Consider the following 18,633-nt stretch of genomic DNA (forward strand, 5'->3'; position numbering starts at 1 on the left):
GTCGCGTGGATCTACAATTTGGGTCGCTTCCATGGAAAAGTACGCTGCCATCTAGGCATGTGCATCCCCCATTATCTGAATCCATTCGCTGCGACGTGCTAGTAGTCGGATCAGGCATTAGTGGCGCACTTTGCGCCTATGAGCTGTGCAAGCGCGGATTCGATGTCGTTGTGCTGGAGAAGAGGCATGTCGGGGGCGGCAGTACAAGCTCCAGTACAGGATTGCTTCAATACATGAATGATCGTTCATTGACCTCATGCATCGGTTTATTTGGTGAGAGAAGGGGACTTCGTTTCTATACACTGTGCAAGCAGGCAGCTGAACGTCTGCTTACGATCGCTTCCGAGCTCGATGAGGATTCTGAGATGTTCCCTCGCAGCAGCCTCTATTATGCAAGCAGCGAAGAAGACGTAAGAAGTCTGCGAGTCGAATACGATATTTTGCATCGCTATGGCTTCCATACAGAATGGTGGAACAGTCAACAAATTCGTCATCGATTTGGATTCGATAAGCCGGCCGCAATTGTCACTCATGGTGATGCTGAGGTGAATCCTTACCGTTTCACACATGCACTATTACATACTGCGAAAAACAAATATAAACTGCGAGTATTCGAGCATACCAAGGGCACCCAAGTGAGGCACGAGGGTGGTTTCGTTCAGATACAAACGGATGGCGGATTTGTAGCAACAGCCAAGCATGCCGTATTCGCACTCGGGTATGAAACGAATGAAATGAAGTCGAATCCAAACACAAGAATTACTAGCTCCTTCGCGATTAAAACGCAAACTATCCCTGATCTGCTTGATGTATGGCATGAACGCTTCCTCATTTGGGAGACAAGGCGTCCTTATTTATATTTGCGTACTTCGGCAGATAATCGGATCCTGGCGGGCGGATTTGATGAAGGAGATATAAGTACTGAAGAGCGGAATAAGCTGCTCCCAAGCAAAACCGCACAGCTTATCAAGGAAGTGGAGGCCCTATTCCCACAGTTGGCTCCGCTCATAGCTGAAAATGCTTGGACGGGCGCATTCGGTGTCACGCGGGATGGATATCCCTATTTTGGCGAGGCTCCTCACCGTCCAGGATGCTTCTTCATTGAGGCCTTTGGCGGAAATGGCACTGTATACAGCACCATTGCGTCTCAAATTGTTGGAGATTTGATTGAATTCGGCTTCCATCCGGATGCTGAACTGTTCAGCTACACGAGGAGATAACGGTGAACCCGGACGTTTTAGTTAAACCTATACGTTCTATTCGTGAAAAAGACAGGAATATAAAAGGCCCTGATGACTCATGCGAGCAGCAGGGCCTTTCTTATTTTCCTATTCGCTGATTCGATACTAATGTCCGGATGCTTACTGCACTGATAATAGGAAGAGCCCCCAAAACAGCCAAGAAAGCAACGACAACCGGCTCTGTCGTTCTCCATTGCACAACTAGCAAATACGCTGCAACCCCTGCCATTCGCCCGATCAACAAACCAAATTCACGCAGAACCGTCAGCTCCACGCGTTGGGCTGCTGAACGCTCATCTACCCCCATAATGTCGAAAGTAGCGGTTGTCATCGGGATCACAAACAGTGGCGAGAATAGCGAGGTGATAATCCCGAATAGAAGCAGGCTTCCATATGCAACACCGAAAAATAGAGGAATGACTGCAAGCGCCATTGCAATCGTCCCGATGAACAAGCCCGGTGCCCGGAAGGAAGGACGCATAATCCTGCCTATCACATAGAAGCTGCCTAATGCTACAGCAGATGTGATTAGGGTGTAATTGCCCAGCTTCATCTCATTGGTCGTTGCAATGTAGACCACAAGTCCGATCAGGAAGGTAAAGACCCCATCCTTGGCGCCTTGTGCAGCAAGCGCTGGCAAGGCATGCCGCCAAGGACTGCCAGCCTTCTTCCATGCGGTAAATGGCAATGTCCAATTATAGTGACCCTCAGGGGGACGCTTGCGCAGCCAAAAGCTGAATACGATTGCCCCAATAAACACGCAAAATGATACGGTAAAGATGATGCGGTAGCCCGTTCCATCGCCAAGCTTGGTGATCAAATATCCGGATGCCCACGGCGCGGCCATCCCGCAGCATGAACCGATAAGCCCAACCCAGCCATTAAATAAATCACGATTGTCCGGATCAGTCACTTCGAAATACACCACATTAAAGGCGAGCCAAAAGGCACCGAACGCAGCACCCAATATAAATCCGAGCAGCCATATGTAATCGACCGCACCTTTACCAAGCCAGAGTACTACTGCATAAAATGCCCCCGCCAATCCAATGCCGAGCCGCAGGCAATTCATCTTGTTGCCTTCCTTCACCCACTTGCCTGCACAGTAGAAGGTCAACCCGCTGGATAGTTGCTGACTGAAGGCAAACCAGCCAATCAAGCTGTAATCTGATGCAGCCTTCCATAGAAAAACATTGACGAATGCTCCCGAAAGAGCATTCGCCAACGAAAAGAGACCAAAAACGATCAACAGCAATAGCGATTGAGCGTCAAGACGCGCTGTCACGAAGGGAACCCCTCCCTGCTTAATCGGGCATATAGCCCTCTTCGTTACAGCTTATAAGTTGCCCTAAAGCAGCCGTCTTATGATAATTTATTCAGACTGCGCACGGCGGACGACTTCCATAAGCGGCTCGCGGTGCGGCTCAGCCAGTACTTTGGATACTTGGAAGCAAGAAGTGCATACATATACATCCAAGCGGAATGGCGCTGTTACTACCGGCGCCTTCAAGGCTTCCGATACATGTGGCTCGAAGTGATTGGAACCAATCGTTTCTGTGCCAGCTAGTAACATATATTCTCTGCACTGAGGACATTCTGGCACTTCGGATTGCCCATGAAGCACCTTATCCACGCCTTCTTGGTACTGCAATGAACTCTCATCGCCGAACAAGGCAGCATCTTCTGTCCAGCCGAAGTTGGACCAGCCCTTCTCCTCGGATTCTTCCTCATGATCATGATCATCATGCTGCTTATCAGGATCGTGCTCAATATCCACATTCAATGTTCGATAAGCATTCAGCTCATTGTGGCAATGCGGACACTCTTCTTCTGGACCTAGCACCTCATCCCACACAATTTCCGTATCACACCAAGGACAAATCTGACTCATGTCCGTTCAACCTGCCTTTCTTATCAGAAGGCTCTGCAAGTCGATTACAGAGCACATTCTCCCCTATCTAGATGTCAATTCATAATGATCTGCACTTGTTCGTGCGGGTATCTCTATTATAGAGCATCCATTACAGATTCGCCCAATACACGATTCCAATAATAATAAATATCGCTGCCAATGCAAACAGTGTTCCCCATAAATACTTCATGCAAGACCTCCGCTGCCATAGTAACGAACCTGCTGTTCCTACGTAAAACTACTTAATGCTAGCTCCGATAATGTAGGACATGGATACGGAGATAACCATAGACAGCAAACCAACTGCACGGTTATCCTTCTGAATTTCATCGTCCAATTTGAAATACGGCATCAGAAATCCAAACAAAAAATATGCCATTAATAGCAGTACATACCCTAGTGCTGCCCATGTCAATGACGCATACAACGTATCCCGTGCTTCGATCCCGAAGCGGAATATGTTGCAAATTCCGAAGATTTTGCCAGAGGTAGCCATCGCGACACTAATATTGCCTTTGCGGATCTCCTCCCAGCATCTGTATCTTGTCACTAATTCAAAGATGGACAAGAACACGACAAGCGCCAGTACGGTTACAGAAAAGTAAGCACACATGGATACGTATGGGTTACTAAGCCATTGCTCAATAAATCGTTCCACATTCATCCTCCCCGGTTCGTTCGCTGTTACGAAAGTTCAGCAACCGTAATCCCTGTACCGCCTTCACCGTAGTTGCCGAGACGGAACGTCTTCACATGTCTGTGTCTTCGCAAGAACTCCTGAATTCCCGTTCTCAGAATCCCAGTCCCTTTGCCGTGAATGATATATACCTGACCCAAGTTCGCGAGCAGAGCTTCATCAAGGAAGCGATCGACCTCAATAATTGCCTCTTCTAAATTCGCTCCACGCAAGTCAAGCTCGGAACGTACATTGTCCGCTCGTGTCCGCTTCACATTTGTGCCTGTCTTCACGGACTTACTGCTCTGCTTCGAAGCGGATGAAGTGACAAGCTCCAAATCATCCATTCGAACCTTCATCTTCATAATACCCAGCTGAACAACAGCTTCGTTGCCCGCCATCTCAACCACGCTGCCCTTCTGATTCAAGCTGTATACCATAACGTCATCCCCAGCTTCAATCTTGCGTGCTTGCTTCTTCACAGTCTTCGACTTGGAGGCTAGTTTGCTAGCCGGAGCAGCTTCATCGAGCTTCTTGCGAGCCTCGGTCAACAAATGCTCCTTCACACTCACGCCTTCCTGAGCGAGCAGCTTCAGTTCTGTAATGATATCATCTGCTTCATAACGCGCCTTCCGAACAATTTCACGCGCTTCCTCAGAAGCACGCTCAATTCGCTTGTCCCGCTCCGCCTGAAGCTTCGCTTCTTCTTCAACAATCGAAGCACGAAGGAGCTCTGTTTCCTTGCGAATCTTCTCTGCTTCCACACGCTCTGCTTCTGCGCGAAGACGGTTCTCCTCGAGCGATGCGATCATCGTCTCGATACGCATGTCTTCTTCTGTTACTTCGCCACGAGCGTGCTCAATGATGGAAGTCGGAAGTCCAAGACGTTCTGCAATCGCAAATGCGTTGCTTCGGCCAGGAACACCAACAAGAAGTCTATACGTTGGGCGCAATGTCTGCACGTCAAATTCCATGCTTGCATTAATGACGCCCTTGCGTTCATATGCATATGCCTTCAGTTCGCTATAGTGCGTCGTCGCAACGAGTCTGCAGCCAAGACGATGAATATGCTCCAGAATCGCGATCGCGAGTGCAGATCCTTCTGCAGGATCCGTTCCTGCCCCAAGCTCATCTAACAGCACGAGGCTCTTCGGAGTCATTTCTCCCAATATGCGAATAATGTTCGTCAGATGGCTGGAGAACGTACTCAAACTCTGTTCAATGCTCTGCTCATCGCCGATATCAGCATAAATGGCATCGTATACACATAGTTGGCTGCCATCCTGAGCCGGTATGAACAAACCAGACATGGACATGAGACTTAGCAGTCCCATCGTTTTCAAGGATACCGTCTTACCGCCTGTGTTCGGACCGGTAACGATAATAGTCGTATAATCATTGCCAAGCTCCACATCGATCGGCACCACTTGTTCCCGATCAATAAGCGGATGGCGGCCCTTAATGAGCTTCATATACCCGCGATCATTCATGCGCGGCAGCGTTGCCTTCATCTCATGCGCTAGACGAGCCTTCGCGAAGATGAAGTCCAACTGTTCAATGCAATCCGTATCACTTAACAGCAGATCAACTTGCAAGCCAACGTGCTCGGTCAAGCGTGACAAAATACGCTCAATCTCACGCTCTTCCTTGAGCTTAATTTCCCGCAGCTTATTATTAAGTGTCACAATCGCCTCAGGCTCAATGAAGAGCGTTGCCCCTGAACTGGATTGATCATGAACAATCCCGCCGTAATGGCCGCGGTACTCTGCCTTCACCGGGATTACGTATCGATCATTGCGAATTGTGATCAGCTGCTCCTGCAGCATCTTGGACGCGCTGGATGAACGAATCATGGACTCCAGCTTCTCTCGGATGCGTGTCTCCCCGATGCGCAGTTCACGGCGTGCCGTTGCCAGTTCAGCACTTGCCTGATCCAGCACCTCGCCCTGCTCATCGATGCAGCGTCTAATCTCTTCTTCCAATTCCTTCTGCCAGCTTAGCGAATCCGCCAGCGCCATCAGAAGCGGTACAGGATTATCTTCATGTACACTCTCAATATGACGTCTTACGCGACGGCCAGCAAAGATAAGCGCTGAAATATCCCACAATTCATTGGCACTCAGCATTGCATTAATACGTGCGCGCTTCACGGCAGGACGTATATCGGTAACACCGGAGAATGGAGCTCCCCCCTTCAACCGCTCTATCGTCATCGCCTCATCCGTCGCTTGCAGGCGTCGTTTCACTTCCTCCAGATCCGTGCTTGGCAGCAGAGACAAGGAAGCATGTTCCCCTAACGGGGTAGCCGCATGTCGCGCGAGCGATTGCAGTATTTTATGGTAATCCATTGTTTTTAAAATTTTCGAGTCCAAAACAAGTCACGACTCCTCTCGCTGTTCATTATAGCGGTATACCGAAATAATGGCTATCCAATGTCTGAACATGCCACTCATGAATATCGCGGATAAGGTTACAATAATTGTTGCACAAACCTATACCCTTCAAACGAGTAAGGAGGAAAAGTCCATGAGTTTTCTCGGTCATGTGGTTCGATTCATTGTGGCAGCCATCGTATTGATGGTTACGGGCTGGATTGTGCCGATGTTCACCGTAGGCGGTTTCTGGAGTGCCTTAATCCTCGCCTTAGTCATAGCCTTATTCGGCTGGATTGTCGAAGGCATATTTGGAAAACGAGTTACGCCGTTCGGACGCGGGATCGTCGGCTTCATCGCCAGTGCGGTTGTCATCTACATCGCCCAGTTCTTTGTTGGCGGTGTATCCGTCACTGTACTCGGCGCTATTCTTGCAGCGCTTGTCATTGGATTGATCGACTTGTTCATTCCGGTCGCAACGCCGTTCGAAGCTGGCCACGAGTCCAGATAACGGCGTGATCATCATCCAGGGCTGCTGTGCTCATTCCCATGAGTGAGCCCCTTGTATAGCTTCCTTCTCTTCGCTCCATATAAGCAATGGAAAAAGGATAAAATTTCCGTTACACTATATGGACGAGGAGAGGAGGAAATACGAATGTTGACTCGGGGTAGCCTAAGGTCGCTCATCTCATGCCTATTGCTCGCAGCGGTCATAGTATCCGGATGCGGGGGACAATCTGGACAAAAGCAAGATGACGATGTAAAAACAGACAAAGAGCTTATCATTAAAGCCACGAATTTCAAATTCGATCAGTCTGAATACCGCGTCAAATCCGGTGAACCCATACGCATCGTATTAGATGCCGTCGGCAATCACGGAGTTGCTATTAAGGCATTGAATTTGTCCCTTGATCCAACTCATCCGAAGCAAGTTATCACTCCAGAACAACCCGGTACATATGACATGTCATGCACAATTCTGTGCGGTCCGGGACACAATGAAATGACAGCCAAATTTATTGTCGAAAAATGAGCGGCCGCCGTTGATCCCTGCCTATTGCTTGGGAGGACGGCGGTCTGTTCATTCATGTATATGACGATTCATGCATACCACGCATTTACCAGTGATTCCATTACAGCCACTGAGCCCATTTTACAGCTTCAACCATAACATCTGGCATCCACTTCCCCGTTCGATTTACCCATATCGAAGCATCAACCCAGTCGCGAAATACACCTGCCGGCCATGCCCGCAGTAGTACGTAAATCATACACCACAAAAAGACAAATTGCACCAATCCGAGAACTGCCCCTATTACCCGATCTACGGTTCGTACCGGCGGTACATCCGTGAATTTCTTCAAGGCGAACCGGATTAGCCAGAGGCCTGCCAATACAAAAGTGAACAGAAGCAAAAAGGCCACCACAGCGTGTACGGTATCCATAAATGTTCCCGCTAAGGGCGTACCGCCGCTGGCTTTCGCCCCTGATCCGCTGCTAACTGTTGTTGTAAATATTCTCTTCCTTACCCATGGTACAAAATCTGCATAAAACCGAGCCGCGACGATAAAGGCGACAATATAGCCAAAGAGGGAGAGCGCGATAGACTTGAATCCCCGCACTGCTCCCAGAACAATACATGCGATTGCTGCTCCCACTATGGCATAATCCAAACCGTTCCATGACGCGAATACCGCCGCGATTTCCATCCATACGTTATTAATAAATTTCCCTATATCTTGCATCATTTATTTGCTATTCCTTTGTTCGCTCCTCATGTATATCTACTCGATCATTTCCAACCATTCGTTGAATTCGCTTTGGAGCTTCGCGTACTCATCCTTGAGCTTCGTGAGCTCATCATTAAGCTTGGTATATTCATCAGTAAGCTTCGAATAAGCCCCTTGTGTCTCATCCGCTTGTCTGCGTTCTTTCTCCCGCTCCAGTTGGGATAAGCGGAATTGATGGGAGAGAACCTCGAATTGCTCCTGAATAACCTCCATCTCAGCATGAGACCGAACCTGCTCTTCTGTATGCTTCTTCGCTTCCTCAACTTCAGCCTTCAATCTCTCGAGCTGTTGCTGCAGCTGCTCACGCTCTTCACTCCACGTAGCCGCTGTCTCTGTCCACTGCTGCTCTTGCTGTGCCCATTCTTGCTCACGCTGCTTCAAGAGAGACTTGGCTTCTTCATATTGTTCAAGCTCCGTGATGTATAGCTGCTGTTCTTCCTCCAACTGGTAATAACGGGACTGAACTTCCTCCGCCTGCTGTCTCGCTTCTGCAATAGTGGCAGCAGCTTCATGCTGCGCGTGTTGGATGCTTGTGAAAGCTGCTTGCAGCTCTTCCTTCTCAGATTCAAGCTGACGGCATTTATCTTCATATTCCGCGAGCTGATCGTACAAGGCATCCTGCTCTTGTTCACCCTGTTCTTTCCAAGCATGGCGTTCTGCTTCCCATTGTTCTTGCAGTGCGTTTCGTGCTTGTTCGGCTTCACGCATCCAGGCCGCTCGTTCTTGGTCAAGTCGCTCATTCAGCTGCCGCTCGAATTGAGCACGAAGCGCTTCGAGCTCTTCTTCCTTGCTCTGTTCGATCGCTTCAAGCTGCTGCTGCAGCTCAGCAGCCTCAGCCTGCACATGATCTCGCACGCGTATGAGCCGCTCCATCTCCACCTGACGCGCTCGATCAAGCTCCTCTGCGCGTCCCAGATGTCCTTCGAGCTGATGGATGCGCGCATCCTTCTTCTGCACGTTCTGCTCAGCTTCTGCACGCAGAGACTGCTCAAGATCCGTCAGTTCCTTGGCATGTACAGCCGATGCTTCCTCCTGCAGTGCAGTCCAAGCATCCACATCCCCCTCATATTGGGTGCGCAATTCCTGCAATTTCCGTTCATGCTGGACTTGCTGCTCTTCATGCCGCTTCTCATACTGAGCGCGTTCTTCTTGCAGTTGCTTCTCGCGCTGAACACGTTCTTCTCGCAATTGCTCTTCATACTGGGCAAGCTCATCTTGCAGCTGCTCTACATGTTGAGCACGTTCTGCCTCCAACTGCTGCCCATGCTCAGCACGTTCTGCTTCTAACAGCTCCTCATACTGTGCACGTTCTACTTCCAATTGCTCTTCATACTGAGCACGTTCAGCTTCCAGCCGCTCTTCATGCTTAGCACGTTCTGTTTTCAACTGCTCTTCACGCTGAGCACGCTCCGCTTGCAACTGTTCTTCATACAGAGCGCGTTCTGCCTGCAACTTCTCCTCATGCAGAGATCCCTGCTCTAGCTGCTGCTGCTCGGATTGTGCACGCAGCTCATCCAGCTGCCGCTCATACCGAGCAATCAATTCTTGCTGCTGTTGCTCATGCTGAGTAAGCAGTTCTAGCAGTTGCTCCTCATACAGCTCCGTCGCTTGCTTCAGTGCAAGTTCACGCTCTTGCTCAGATTGCTGGAGTTGCTCTTGGTAGACACCCTCAACCTGTTGAACAGCCTTGCTCCGTTCAGATTCAGCTTGGGCTAACTCCTGCTTCCATTTATCCTCAAGTGCAGCCATCGAAGATTGCTTATCTGCTTCTGCTTGCTCCAACTGCTCCAGATGCTCGATGATCAGTTGATCCAGCTCTTGATCATGTCGAGACTTGGCATCTGCCAGCTCTGTACGCAATTGGGCAATGTCGCTCTCATATTTGGTCTTAGCTTCGTCCAATGCCTTCTGGTTCTGCGCTTGCGCTTCACCTAGCGCAAACTCTTGATTCGCAACCAGTTGAGCGAGTTCTTCTTCATACTTCGTCTTCGCTTCATTTAAGGCCTCTTGATGAAGCACCTGCATATTGTCCATCGCTTGTTTCTGATCAGCTAGCAGTTGAGCTATGTCGCTCTCACACTTCGCTTTCACATCATTCAATGCCTTCTGATGCAGTGCCTGTGCTTCATTCAGCGCCTGCTTCTGCTCCGCTTGCGACTTCGCCAAATTCGAACGGTGTTCCGCCTTAACTTGCTCGATCTCCTTCGCATGCTGGTCGGACAGCTCTTTGACTTTGGCAGCATGACGTTCTTCAGCCTGCTTGCGCTGATTGTCCTGGGCAGACTTCATCTGCTCGGCAGCCTGCTCATGCTTCTGCTGCAACTGCTTGGTATTCGCCTCATGCTGCTGCTTGAGCAGCGTCAACTGCTTCTCTCGATCTTGAACGAGCTCTGCTTCTCTCTTCGACAAGCGCGCTTCCCATTCTATAGCCTGAGCTGTCAATTGCCCTTCCCATGCAGCCGTCTGTTCAGCAAGTTGTTCTTCCCATTCTGCAGATAACTGCTCAGCCTTCTGTTTCTCAGCGTCGAGTTGCTCTCGCCACTGCTGTTCCTTGGCGTCCAGCTTCTCTGTCCATTCCAGCTCCTGGAGAGCCCGCTCTTCTTCCCAGCTCTGTTCCTTGTTCGCGAGCTTGCTGGACCAGCTCTGCTCTGCTTCATCGAACTGCTTCTGCCAGCCTTGCTCTGTATCACTTAGCTTGCTCTGCCACAATTGTTCGTTCTCCGAATACTTCGTCTGCCACCCTTGCTCGGATTCCGTCAACTGCTCCTGCAAGCTTTGCTCGGATTCCGTTAGACGCTTCTGCCAGCTCTGCTCGGATTCTTGAAGCTGCGCCTCCCAGGTTTGATTCTGCTCATTCAGCTTCGTGCTCCACAGACGCTCTGTTTCCTCCAGCTTCTGCTTAAGGGTGCGGGCATGAAGCTGCTCTGCCTTCTGCTTTTCTTCCAAAACTGCCTTCAGTCGTTCTTCTACTTGCTGCAGCTTCTTCTTCTGTTCATTCTCACGAGCTGTCAACGATTGAATCCGTCGCTCTGTCTCCTTCACCTGCTCAGTCAGCTTATGCACACGCTCTTCCGATGCCTTATGCTTATCGGCCAATTGCTGATTCGCTTCCTTCAACTTAGCCGTCTCAGCACGAAGATCAGCCGCTTGCTTCTCGGCCTTCGACTTCTCGTTGCTGAGTTCCTTCTGAAGCTGCTCCAGCTTCTGTGCAGACTCATTGCGCAGCTTCTCTAGTGACTGCTCCGACTCCGTCTGTACCTGAGTAAGCTGCCTCGACAAGTTGTGATTCGTCGCTTCTATTTCCTTCAATGATGAGCTTAATTGCAACTGCTCATCCTTCACCTTCTGCACTTGCTCAGCAATATGTACAGCCGACAACACCGCAATTCGCGTTGTATCCAGCCGCGAGTTCGCAGTTGCAATACTCCGCATATGCTCATCGACCATTGCAGCTACGTTGCGCATATAATCCTTGCTTGTTGATCCTACCAATTTATATTGTGTTCCGTATATTTCAACCGCTACACGATGCTTGTTATCCGGACTAGTCATTCTTTGGTCCTCCTTACCTTAACGTGCCGCATGCTAGGGCTTGCAGCCTACATGTAGCAACAAATTAATCCATGTTTGCATGTCATACGCAAACTCTATTAGTAATTCGATATATTAGTGCCCTTCTCCTCCTACGCATAGAGGAAAGTCAAGTTTCATTTCATAGAATATTTAGGGGAAAAAGATCTGATATACCCTTCTATTACAGGGTTTCCCTATTATAGAGGTAGTAGTAAAGCAATTGCAAATATAGGTCTTGCAAGAATTCTATCTATCACATTTATTTCCATATAAAAGGATGTTCACTTCGTTCCAACCCATAAAAAAAGTTGGGAGCGGAAATATCCGTCCCAACTTACAATGAACTTCTATTATAGAAGCAGTCTCCGTAATAAGAGTGTCTGCTCTGGAGCAACCTTACTTCCGCAGCTCTGCGTTGAAGCTCGTTTCGATTGCCGTCACAACCTTGCCATGCAGCTCTGTAATTTCTTCATCCGTGAATGTATGCTCTGGATGACGGTATACGAGCGAGATCGCGACGCTCTTCTTATCTGCCGCAACATGATCTCCTGTGTATACGTCGAATACATTTACCGATTCAAGAAGTTCGCCTGCCGTTTCTTTAGCAAGAGCAACCACTTGCCCTACTTCTGTACCGCGATCCAATACAACCGCAATATCGCGGTCTACAGCTGGGTAGCGCGGAAGGCTGCGATACTCAATATCGAAGTCTGCTGCATCGATCAACGGCTGCACCAAGAACTCAGCAACATACGTGTCAGCTACATCCTTCGCATGCTGTACCTCAGGGTGCAATTGACCGATGAAGCCGATGTACTGCTCTCCGTTCTCGCCTGTCAAATAAAGCGAAGCGGAACGTCCCGGGTGCAAGCCTTGCGGACGATCTGCTGCATAGCGTACACGTCCATCCAAGCCGAAGTGCGCTACGAGGCTGTCGAGCACCCCTTTCAAATCATAGAAATCAACCGGTTCTGCCTTCACATTCCATTGTGCAGCACTGCGCTTGCCAGTCATCAATAGGGAAGCAACAAGAACCTCTTCAGGTTGTGCTGAAAGCTGCTCTTCCTTCGTCAGATGGAGTGTACCCAGTTCGAAGATGCTTACATCTTCATGCTTGCGGTTGCGATTGTACACCGCTACATCAATAAGACCAGGAACCAGGTTCGTACGGAGCACGCTGCGCTCTTCACTCATGGGCATAGCCAGACGTACAGGTACTGCACCTTCCATGAAGGAAGGGAATACCGAAGTGTCGGCCGGATTCGTAAAGGAATATGTCACAACCTCATTCACACCGTTGTCTGTCAGGACGCGGCGAATCGTACGGCGAATGCGCTGCCCCTTCGTCAAATGGCCTGGTGTTGTTGCTCCTTCAATAGCAGTTACCGGGATGTTGTCATATCCGAAAATACGTGCAACTTCCTCGATCAAGTCTACATCGCGCGTAATGTCGCCACGACGAGTAGGCACGGTGATGTCGAAGATTCCTTCGGATTTCTCAACAAGCTCGAAACCAAGACGGCTCATAATCTTGCAAACTTCTTCAGCTGTCAACGACGTACCGAGCAGACGGTTCGTTCTATTTAAAGTCAGTTCGATAACTTTGCGTTCCACAGATGCAGTTTTTTGTTCCACGATACCTGCATATACTTCACCGTCCGCAAGCGTGCGAATCAATTCAGCCGCACGGTTCAATGCTGGGATAACCGATTCTGGGTTCACTTCCTTCTCGAAGCGAAGTGATGCTTCCGAACGCAGTCCCAATTGACGGGATGTCTTGCGTACGACGCTGCCTGCAAAGTGCGCGGATTCAAGAAGAATGTTCACCGTATCCGAAGATACTTCCGAATTTTCTCCGCCCATAACCCCTGCAAGTGCAACTGGCTTCACGCCGTCTGTAATGAGCAGCATATGCGGCTCCAGCTTGCGTTCTTGGCCGTCAAGCGTAACCAGTTCTTCGCCTTCATTCGCAAAGCGAACGTCGATCGTTCCGCCGCCATTCAGCTTATCCGCGTCAAACGCGTGCAGCGGCTGGCCGTATTCCAACATGACGAAGTTCGTTACGTCCACGATGTTGTTAATTGGGCGAACGCCTGCTGCAAGCAAGCGATTTTGCAGCCACAATGGAGATGGCTTAATCGTTACACCCGCGATATAACGTGCTGCATAGTGCGTGCAGCCTTCTGCCGCGCTAATGCTAATCTTCACTTTGCCTGAAGCAGCTTCCGCACTTTCCTTCACTTCCTGCTCAGGCAAGTGTGCAGGACGCTCCAGCAATGCACTCACTTCATGCGCAACGCCTAACATGCTCAGACAGTCAGAGCGGTTCGGTGTAAGATCCAGCTCCAGTACATGATCGTTCAGGCCGAGCACGTCTGCAATCGGAGTTCCGAGTTCTGTCTCTGCTGGCAGTACAAGAATGCCTTCCTGCATTTCCTTCGGAAGCAGCTTGTCATTCATGCCAAGTTCCTTCGCTGAGCAGATCATGCCTTGCGATTCTACGCCGCGCAGCTTCGCACGCTTGATCTTCATGCCACCTGGCATAACCGCTCCGATTGTTGCAACAGGAACCTTTTGTCCTGCATCCACGTTTTTCGCGCCGCACACGATTTGAAGCTTCTCTTCTGCGCCTACGTCTACTTGGCAGACATTCAGCTTATCCGCATCCGGATGCTTCTCCTTCGATACGACATAGCCCACTACGATGTGGTCAAGTCCTTGATTGCGGTTCTCCACCGAGTCGATCTCGATACCGGCACGCGTCATGCGTTCCGCGATTTCTTCAGCGGATACGCCGGTCAAGTCGATATATTGCGATAGCCATTGGTAGGATACGTTCATTTCTCGCTCTCTTCCTTTCTTCTTTTAAAGGTGGTTCAAAAAGTCCGCTTTTGATCACGAAGCAGCATTAGAAGGTAACTCGACATCGAAACTTGCATTCAGCCTTGAACAGCAAATGCTTTCGAAGTATGTTTCCTTTGGAAACATTTTAGTTGCTCATGTAGTCTCGCCTACACTCCGCTACTCCTTACAAGTTTTGCGAAGCAAAACTCGCATCGGAAGCATACGCTTCAAGTTCCCGCAACCTTCTTGGTGCTGAAAACCGAACTTTTTGAACTTTTATTTTCATTACATCCGTGCGAACTGCTGCACGAATTTCATATCGTTCGTATAGAAATGGCGAATATCGTCTACGCCATATTTCAACATGGCAATACGCTCTACACCCATACCGAATGCGAATCCAGAGTACTCCTTCGGATCATAGCCGCCCATTTCAAGTACGCGCGGATGAACCATACCCGCACCAAGAATCTCAATCCAGCCTGTTTGCTTGCAGATACGGCAGCCGCTGCCGCCGCACTTCATGCAAGTCAGGTCAACCTCAACGCTTGGCTCTGTGAATGGGAAGAAGCTTGGGCGCAAGCGAATTTGTGTTTTGGAACCGAACATTTCTTGTGCGAATTGAAGAAGGGTTCCCTTCAAGTCACTCATGCGGATGTTCTTGTCGATAACAAGTCCTTCAATCTGATGGAACATGAAGGAATGTGTTGCGTCATCATCATCGCGGCGATATACGCGACCTGGGCAGATTACCTTAACAGGACCTTTCCCTTTCATCGCTTCCATGGTACGTACTTGAACTGGCGATGTTTGCGTACGCATCAGAATATCTTCTGTAATGTAAAACGAATCCTGCATATCGCGCGCAGGGTGATCCTTAGGCAGGTTCAGTGCTTCGAAGTTATAGTAGTCCTGCTCTACTTCTGGACCTTCCGCTACCGTATATCCCATGCCAATGAAAATATCTTCGATTTGTTCAATCACCTTGTTCAGCGGGTGAACCGCACCTACCGTCATTGGACGGCCTGGAAGTGTTACGTCAATTGTCTCTTCCTGAAGACGACGCTCCGTCTCTTCACGGAGAAATGCCGCCTGCTTCTCCTCGATGAATGTCTCAATGGCTCCGCGTACTTCATTCGCCACTTGACCAATGAGCGGACGCTCCTCTGCCGACAAGCCGCCCATGCCGCGCAGCACCTCTGTCAGCTCACCTTTTTTACCGAGGAATTTAACACGCAGATCATTTAGATGACCTGCATCCTTTACTTGCTGCAGCTTCTCCAGCGCTTCGGCGCGCAGTGCCTGTAAACGCTCCTTCATTGTGTAAGCCCCCTTCATTTCCACTCGAAATAAAAAAAAGGCCCTCTCGTCACAAGGGACGAGAAGACCGTGGTACCACCCTAATTAGATCCGATTGGAACGCTCTCCTGCTAGGAGGCTGCGAACCAAGCCGTATCTCACTTGTTGCAGCGATAACGTGCCGCAAATCCGGGAACCTCTACTGCAGCAGCCTCACTGTGTGTGAAGTGCTTGTTCAAGGTACCTGCTCCGGAGTGAATTTCGACAGCCCCTTCTTCAGCAGCGCTCTCAATCTACGGCGCCGCCTCCCTGGCAAGTGGTACTGTGTACTTGTCTCCATCTAAGCATGTGTTTGACCTTTGTTATGAACAATCAATTAGTTATTTATTATATGTAATTTCGCAGGTTCATGCAAGGTGGATCAGGGTACAAAATACAGGATTGGCGACATCACTTGATTATTTAAAGAGTTCATGTGATATAATAACAGCTACTCATGCTCGGATTCAATTCCGGGCATGATTTTATTAGGGGTTGAATTTCCTCTATTTATGCAAAGGGTTGGGTGAGGGGCTACGATGGAAAGCAGGTATTCAATTGGTCCGCCAAAAGAAACATATACAATCGAAGACAGAAGCACCGTCCTTACATGACGCTTCTGCAACTGCACGAATTCAGTGGCGGCAGGAACTGCTGGCCGGCGTCGTGTCCTTCTTCGCTATCGTCTATATTGTAATTGTCAATTCTTCGATACTCGCAGATGCAGGCATACCGCAAGAAGCTGGCATTATCGCAACTGTGCTTGCTTCGTCTGTTGGCTGCTTGTTAATGGGGATATGGGGCAAATCCCCCATAATTCTTGTGCCCGGTATGGGCATCAATGCGATGTTTACCTACACGCTCGTTCACGGCATGGGCATGACATGGCAGCAAGCGCTGGGAGTCGTTATATTGGCCGGCGTTTGCTTTACGGTAATAAGCTTCACGTCACTCGCGGGGCAGCTGCGGGCAGCAATTCCAGAATCATTGCAGGAAGCCATTTCTGTAGGTATCGGGCTTATGCTCGTCCTGATCGGTCTGCAGAAGGGCGGCGTAATCGTCCCCGATCAATCCACGATGATTGCACTGCAGTCATTTGCTGATCCGGGAGTACTTGTTACGCTCGCGACATTGGCGCTTACATGCATTCTGTTCATGCGCAATGTTCCCGGCAACTTGCTTATCGCCATTATTGCAGGAACAGCTTTGGCTTATCTAGTTGGCGCAGAACCTAATACCGGCGCGGCACCAGGCGGAGCTTTTTCATGGACTGCATATGGTGATGTATTCGGTCAGTTCACGTTTCAAGGCGTGTCAGCCGTTACGCTTGCTGTAGCAACGTTCTCGCTGACGCTCGTTATTGTGTTCGAAAATGTGGGGCTTGTAAATGCACACCTGCAAATGAGCGGGAATCCGGAACGATTCAGTCGATCCTTGCAGGCCAATGCGATTTCCGTAATTACATGTGGATTGTTCGGCACAAGCCCGAATGTCGCAACGGTTGAGACAGCTGCTGGCATTTCTGCTGGTGGTCGAACAGGACTCACATCTATCGTGACAGGAATCCTGTTTGCATGTACATTGGTTGCATTACCGGTACTGACGTTGGTTCCTGATCAGGCCGTAGCTCCGATATTGATCTTTATCGGCGGCTTGATGATGCCAAGCGTGAAGAAGATCGAATTCGATGCAATGCACAAGGGACTTCCCGCGTTCTTCATTATCGCGTTCATCCCGCTCATGCACAGCATCGTCGACGGGATTGCAGTCGGATTCATCAGCTATGCGTTGTTCCACCTTGCCGTTGGCAAGGGACGCGAAGTGAAGCCGTTGTTCTATGGGATTTCACTGCTGTTCGTTCTGCACTTTGTGCTGCAGACGTTGTAGAGTTAATAAGGTAACTAAGGGAAATGAATTAGGTAACCTGAATTCAAAGGATCATTTGTCATCCTTAAACCTCTGAGGTTATCCGATGGAGATTAATAACTATGCAAATAGTTATCTAGTTATCCTTTACGATGAGAATAGGACTTCAAGAAGAATGTGAAAGGGCCGACAAAATTGTTGGCCCTTTTCATTTGAGTGTGAGGAATAGGTTACGCAGTGGATATTACGTGGAATAAGTCTCACCCGTAATTTCTTTGAACTGTTCAGGCGTAATTTTGCCGAACTCACAAAACTTGCCCACGTATAACGGATCATTGGAATCTTTCTTATATGTCCCCATATCATAATAACGTTTCACCGTTGTATACCAATCCATCTTAGATCACTCCTTTTTCGGCTAATTGTAATAGTAGTGTTGCATGATCCTGCGTAAGCGCTGCGTTATGAGATTGCAGCTCATTCGTAGCTTCTGTGTGCTTATCACTCTTCGCTTCCAATTCGGCTACATGAAGCAATAGCTTTGCATTTTCGATGCGCAACTGATCCAACTCAGTAGGAACCGGCTTCGGTTGCAAGGCTTCGATTTCTTCCTCCGTCAGGCCGTTGCTCCAATAGGAAGATGCGTCTACTGGCGCTGGACGCTGCGGTGCAGGCTTTCCGCTTGACGGATCATGCTTCGCAAGAGCCCCGAGATATTCGACGTAAGCGAGATCGTAGTCTGCTTTCGCTTTGCGATAGCCCTGTACGTTAAAGGTCGGTTCGTAGAGTCCGTCAGGTAAGGGAATGGCTACCGTGTATCCGACTAGTTTCGTTTTTGGTTCTTTTGATTGATCGTGGTCATCCTGCACCGACGACGCTACTGCCAAACCAACTGCATCCACAGCATCTTGTCGGATAGGTTCCATCCTTTCAAAAACGCCCGTCACGGAGTCCGCAATGAGCGTTGGTTCGATGTATCGACCGTCAAGGTCGGTTATGATTGCTTCTTTCAATGAAAGGC

14 protein-coding genes are annotated in these 18,633 nt (G+C 49.4%); 4 read left to right on the forward strand and 10 right to left on the reverse strand.

Translation table 11 applies throughout. The features are described from left to right. Positions 1-5: 5 nt before the first annotated feature. Positions 6-1,220 carry an NAD(P)/FAD-dependent oxidoreductase gene (locus BLS15_RS00590; RefSeq protein ID WP_028531856.1) on the forward strand — a complete coding sequence of 405 codons (1,215 nt, stop codon included), beginning with the start codon at positions 6-8 and terminating at the stop codon, positions 1,218-1,220. Between the two features lie 100 nt (positions 1,221-1,320). Here the strand turns inward: BLS15_RS00590 and BLS15_RS00595 are convergent, their stop codons facing one another. From BLS15_RS00595 to BLS15_RS00610, 4 genes are all read right to left on the reverse strand, one after another. Then, positions 1,321-2,526 carry an MFS transporter gene (locus tag BLS15_RS00595; RefSeq protein ID WP_028531855.1) on the reverse strand — a complete coding sequence of 402 codons (1,206 nt, stop codon included), beginning with the start codon at positions 2,524-2,526 and terminating at the stop codon, positions 1,321-1,323. An 87-nt stretch (positions 2,527-2,613) separates the two neighbouring features. Then, the gene (locus BLS15_RS00600; RefSeq protein WP_021254569.1) at positions 2,614-3,132 is read right to left on the reverse strand and encodes a hypothetical protein; all 519 of its coding nucleotides are present in this window, start codon (positions 3,130-3,132) and stop codon (positions 2,614-2,616) included. Between the two features lie 259 nt (positions 3,133-3,391). Next, a complete protein-coding gene (locus tag BLS15_RS00605; protein ID WP_021254568.1) occupies positions 3,392-3,811 on the reverse strand; it encodes a DUF350 domain-containing protein in 420 nt (139 codons plus the stop codon). 26 nt (positions 3,812-3,837) lie between these two features. Further along, positions 3,838-6,201 (reverse strand): endonuclease MutS2, encoded by a 2,364-nt coding sequence (locus tag BLS15_RS00610; protein WP_021254567.1) that lies wholly within the window; start codon positions 6,199-6,201, stop codon positions 3,838-3,840. A 154-nt stretch (positions 6,202-6,355) separates the two neighbouring features. On the opposite strand from BLS15_RS00610, the gene BLS15_RS00615 reads away from it, so the two are divergent. Together BLS15_RS00615 and BLS15_RS00620 are read left to right on the forward strand one after the other, a co-directional pair. Beyond that, positions 6,356-6,712 carry a phage holin family protein gene (locus BLS15_RS00615; RefSeq protein ID WP_021254566.1) on the forward strand — a complete coding sequence of 119 codons (357 nt, stop codon included), beginning with the start codon at positions 6,356-6,358 and terminating at the stop codon, positions 6,710-6,712. 144 nt (positions 6,713-6,856) lie between these two features. Next, on the forward strand, positions 6,857-7,234 hold the full coding sequence (locus tag BLS15_RS00620; protein ID WP_021254565.1) for a cupredoxin domain-containing protein: 378 nt from the start codon (positions 6,857-6,859) through the stop codon (positions 7,232-7,234). Positions 7,235-7,334: 100 nt separating this feature from the next. On the opposite strand, the gene BLS15_RS00625 is transcribed toward BLS15_RS00620, so the two are convergent. From BLS15_RS00625 to pheS, 4 genes are all read right to left on the reverse strand, one after another. Further along, complete coding sequence (locus BLS15_RS00625; protein WP_021254564.1) at positions 7,335-7,949, reverse strand: CvpA family protein; 615 nt, start codon at positions 7,947-7,949, stop codon at positions 7,335-7,337. Positions 7,950-7,985: 36 nt separating this feature from the next. Next, positions 7,986-11,543 (reverse strand): cell division protein ZapA, encoded by a 3,558-nt coding sequence (gene zapA / locus BLS15_RS00630; protein ID WP_021254563.1) that lies wholly within the window; start codon positions 11,541-11,543, stop codon positions 7,986-7,988. 417 nt (positions 11,544-11,960) lie between these two features. After that, on the reverse strand, positions 11,961-14,405 hold the full coding sequence (gene pheT / locus BLS15_RS00635; protein WP_021254562.1) for a phenylalanine--tRNA ligase subunit beta: 2,445 nt from the start codon (positions 14,403-14,405) through the stop codon (positions 11,961-11,963). Positions 14,406-14,693: 288 nt separating this feature from the next. Beyond that, entirely contained in the window at positions 14,694-15,728 is a 1,035-nt protein-coding gene (pheS, locus tag BLS15_RS00640) for a phenylalanine--tRNA ligase subunit alpha (protein ID WP_021254561.1), read from the reverse strand. A gap of 651 nt (positions 15,729-16,379) precedes the next feature. Between pheS and BLS15_RS00645 the strand changes: the two genes are divergently transcribed. Further along, complete coding sequence (locus tag BLS15_RS00645; protein ID WP_051614028.1) at positions 16,380-17,633, forward strand: NCS2 family permease; 1,254 nt, start codon at positions 16,380-16,382, stop codon at positions 17,631-17,633. Positions 17,634-17,856: 223 nt separating this feature from the next. On the opposite strand, the gene BLS15_RS00650 is transcribed toward BLS15_RS00645, so the two are convergent. After that, the gene (locus BLS15_RS00650; RefSeq protein ID WP_081819831.1) at positions 17,857-18,009 is read right to left on the reverse strand and encodes an XkdX family protein; all 153 of its coding nucleotides are present in this window, start codon (positions 18,007-18,009) and stop codon (positions 17,857-17,859) included. A gap of 1 nt (position 18,010) precedes the next feature. Then, positions 18,011-18,625 carry a hypothetical protein gene (locus BLS15_RS00655; RefSeq protein ID WP_028531853.1) on the reverse strand — a complete coding sequence of 205 codons (615 nt, stop codon included), beginning with the start codon at positions 18,623-18,625 and terminating at the stop codon, positions 18,011-18,013. Positions 18,626-18,633 lie beyond the last annotated feature (8 nt).

The sequence above is a fragment of the Paenibacillus sp. cl6col genome, assembly GCF_900102125.1.
GTDB lineage: Bacteria > Bacillota > Bacilli > Paenibacillales > Paenibacillaceae > Paenibacillus_B > Paenibacillus_B suaedae.